The following is a 2,691-nucleotide window of genomic DNA, read 5'->3' as shown; positions in this document are numbered from 1 at the left end:
GGACAGCAAAACGCCGCTGCGCCTCGGTTTCAGCGTTGACGAGATCCGCCAGGGCCTCGGTCTCAACCAGGTCGACCTTGCCGTTGAGAAAGGCGCGGCGCGTGAATTCGCCCGGTTCCGCGTGCCTGACGCCGTCGAAACCAGTAATCGTCTCCAGCATCCTGGCCACCACGGCGCGTCCGCCATGAACGTGGAATTCCGCCACATCCTCGCCGGTGAAACTGGCCGGATTGGGAAAGAAAACGACCAAGCCGTTATCGAGCACGGTTCCATCGGGCGCCCTGAATCTGCGCAAGACCGCGACGCGGGGCTTAACAATACCCCCGGCAATCGTTTCGACTACGAATCGAGTCTGCGGGCCGGAAATACGGATGACGGCGACGCCGGCCGGGAGCCGGCCGCTCGACAGCGCTACGATGGAATCGCCTGAAATCATTTGCCCGCTCTACCGAACCGCCCTAGCTTTACGCCCATCAGCCAATCGCACCCGAGTTTGCCCAGTGACGCTGCCCGCGCAAAACCTGCTTGCTGAAGAAGCCAGCCCCTATTTGCAGCAGCACAGCGGCAATCCCGTCCACTGGCGGGCCTGGTCGCCGGCTTCGCTCGAGGAGGCCAAGGCGCTGGACAGGCCGATCCTGCTCTCGGTCGGCTATGCCGCCTGCCACTGGTGCCACGTCATGGCGCATGAAAGCTTCGAGGACGATGGTGTCGCCGCCGTCATGAACCGTCTGTTCGTCAATATCAAGGTCGACCGCGAGGAACGCCCCGACATCGACCAGATCTATATGGCGGCGCTGTCCTCGATGGGCGAGCAGGGTGGCTGGCCACTAACCATGTTCCTGACGCCGGACGGCAAGCCGTTCTGGGGCGGCACCTACTTTCCGCGCGAGCCACGCTATGGCCGCCCCGGTTTCATCCAGGTGATGGAGGCGGTGGACAAGGCCTGGCGCGAGAAGCGGGCGAGCCTCAACCAGAGCGCCGACGGCCTGACCACACATGTCCAGGCACGGCTCGCCGGATTGCACGCGAGAACAGGGCTCGATCGCGACACGCTGGCTGAGCTTGCCAAGGGCATAGACGGCATGATCGACCGCGATCTGGGCGGCTTGCGTGGCGCGCCGAAATTCCCCAATGCGCCGTTCATGCAAACGCTGTGGCTGTCCTGGCTGCGCGACGGCAACGCCAGCCATCGCGACGACGTTCTCAACAGCCTCGAACAGATGGTCAGCGGCGGCATTTACGATCATATCGGCGGCGGGCTCAGCCGTTACTCGACCGACGCCGAATGGCTGGTGCCGCATTTCGAAAAGATGCTTTACGACAATGCCCAGCTGATCCGCTTCTGCAACTGGGCCCATGCCGCAAGCGGCAACGGGTTGTTCCGGGTCCGAATCGAAGAGACGATCGGCTGGCTGCTGCGCGAGATGCGCGTTGACGGCGGCGCCTTTGCCGCCAGTCTCGATGCCGACAGCGACGGCGAGGAAGGACTGTTCTACACCTGGAGCCAAGACGAGATCGAGGCCGCCCTCGTCGACGATTCTGCCTTGTTTTTCAAGCACTTCACGCTCTCCAGCCCGCACGGCTGGGAAGGCAAGCCGGTCGTCCACCAAACCCTGTCCCAGCAATCGCACTATGTGATCGATCGCGCAGAGCTCGGCCCGCTCAAGGCGAAACTCCTCACCGTGCGGGAACAGCGGGTCAGGCCCGGTCTTGACGCAAAGACCCTCACCGACTGGAACGGCCAGATGATCGCAGCGCTTGCAGAGGCCGGCCGTTCGCTGGCGCGGCCTGACTGGATCGATGCGGCGGCAAAGGCCTTTGCCCACATCAGCACCGCCGGCCGCGACAGCCGTCTGCCGCATTCGATGCTCGGCGCCAGAAAACTATTCCCTGCTTTGTCCAGCGACTATGCCGCCATGGCCAACGCAGCGATCTCGCTGTTCGAGGCCACTGGGAATTGGAGCTATGTCGACCAGGCCGGCCAGTTTATCAAGCAGCTCGACCATTGGCACGCCGATACCGAAAAGACGGGGTATTACCTGACCGCCTCGGACAGCACCGACGTGCCGATCCGCATCCGCGGCGATGTCGACGAGGCCATTCCGTCCGCCACCGGCCAGATCATCGAGGCACTGGTCCGGCTGGCCTCCGTCACGGGCGATCTCGAGCTGCAGGAAAGGGCCTGGCAAGTTGCCGAGCACGCCGCCGGCCGCGCGGCCCACCAGGCCTATGGCCAAGCCGGCATCGTCAACGCCTGCGCGCTGGCGATCGAGCCGCTAAAACTGGTCATCGTCGATGCGCTTGACGATCCAAAGCTCGTTCCGGTTGCGAATCGAAGTCCGGACCCACGCCGCGTCGACATTGTCCTGCCGATCGGTACGGGTACGAATCGACCCTTGCTGCCTGGCGGAATCCTGCCGCCGACCAACGAGGCGGGTGCATGGCTGTGTACTGGGCAGGTGTGTTTACCGGTCGTGACGGATGCTGAAGAGTTGGAACGATTGTTGCGAGGGCTATAAGGGCAACGCACTGCTCGATCAGCCCAAAATTGCGGCGCTGGCGCCGCCCCTTGTATCTGCACGAGATGATTATGTGCGATGGAAGCGATTGAGCCTCGGGCCGGATGGCCATCCGGCCCGAGGCTTGGCGAAGTCGCCCGCTGCCCCTCCGGCTACAACCGTCAATGAGCTT

Annotated in this window: 1 protein-coding gene and 1 pseudogene; one reads left to right on the top strand and one right to left on the bottom strand. The window is 63.5% G+C overall.

Annotation, left to right across the window (positions count from 1 at the left end; genetic code table 11):
• Positions 1-436, bottom strand: a pseudogene (locus tag EN939_RS28815) (tRNA uridine-5-carboxymethylaminomethyl(34) synthesis GTPase MnmE); the annotation flags it as partial.
• A 64-nt stretch (positions 437-500) separates the two neighbouring features.
• Between EN939_RS28815 and EN939_RS28810 the strand changes: the two are divergent.
• Positions 501-2,519: a thioredoxin domain-containing protein gene (locus EN939_RS28810; RefSeq protein ID WP_127271099.1), complete on the top strand. Its 2,019-nt coding sequence runs from the start codon at positions 501-503 to the stop codon at positions 2,517-2,519.
• Positions 2,520-2,691 lie beyond the last annotated feature (172 nt).

Origin of the sequence: Mesorhizobium sp. M7A.F.Ca.CA.002.05.1.1 (assembly GCF_003998335.1) — a bacterium.
Classification (GTDB): domain Bacteria; phylum Pseudomonadota; class Alphaproteobacteria; order Rhizobiales; family Rhizobiaceae; genus Mesorhizobium.
This window is presented reverse-complemented; position numbering and strand designations above follow the sequence as displayed.